The organism is Allobosea sp. P1_A7, from assembly GCF_056406775.1.
The window spans coordinates 1-771 of the sequence record NZ_JBFTZN010000630.1 but is presented as its reverse complement, the minus strand read 5'-3'; the positions used below and the strand labels follow the sequence as shown (position 1 = coordinate 771).

Sequence of the window (771 nt, the reverse complement as noted above, 5' to 3'; positions counted from 1 at the left end):
GGTCAGATCGACGATCTCGCCGCCATCCGCCAGCAGATCGGCAGCACTCAGTTCCAACACGACCGATTCCGGCGCCTCGCCAACTTCCGGCTGAAGGGCAAGGATGATCTCGTCAAGCGTTGAAGGGGTTGCATCGGGATCCATCGATTGACCTTTTTATGTCTCCAAAGCCGGGGCCTTGTCTTCGCTCAACGTTCCCGTCGCAGGTGACCGGTGATTTCAGGCATTGCTCACCCCCGGCCGCATTGCAAGCACCTAGGTTACCGTCGTCGGCGGCTGATCGTGATCGTACAGAATCTGCACGGAACCCGGGGCCGAGGAGAAGTTGGCGACTGCGACAAAGTTCCCACCAGCGGCAGTTCCGTTATCATCCACCATCAACTGCGTTCCGGAGACGTTCAGCACAGTATCGACCTGCGCCGCAGTCGTCGGCGCGCCAGCGCCGAGTGAGCCTAGCAATGCACTCAGATCAACGGTGTCCTGAACACCGCCGGCATTGTAGTCGCTGATCAGGTCATCCGCAGCGACCGTTAGATGTGACGGATCGATGACGAAAACGTCGCTGCCCGTGCCGCCGGTGAGTGTGTCCTGCCCGGCTCCGCCTATCAGGGTGTCGTTGCCCCCTCCACCGTTGAGAGTGTCGTTCCCGTCCAGGCCAGCGAGCGTGTTGCCGTTGCCATCTCCGGTCAGGCTATCGACGAAATTCGAGCCCGTGAGGTTCTCAATGTTCGTCAGCTTGTCACCGCTCGCGTCGCCGGCCGAGTTCTGGAT

Annotated in this window: 1 protein-coding gene; it reads right to left on the bottom strand. The window is 60.6% G+C overall.

Features of this window, described 5'->3' with window-relative positions:
* Positions 1-255 precede the first annotated feature (255 nt).
* A partial coding sequence (locus AC1D34_RS38120) for a calcium-binding protein (protein ID WP_476827098.1) occupies positions 256-771 on the bottom strand: 516 nt, incomplete at its 5' end.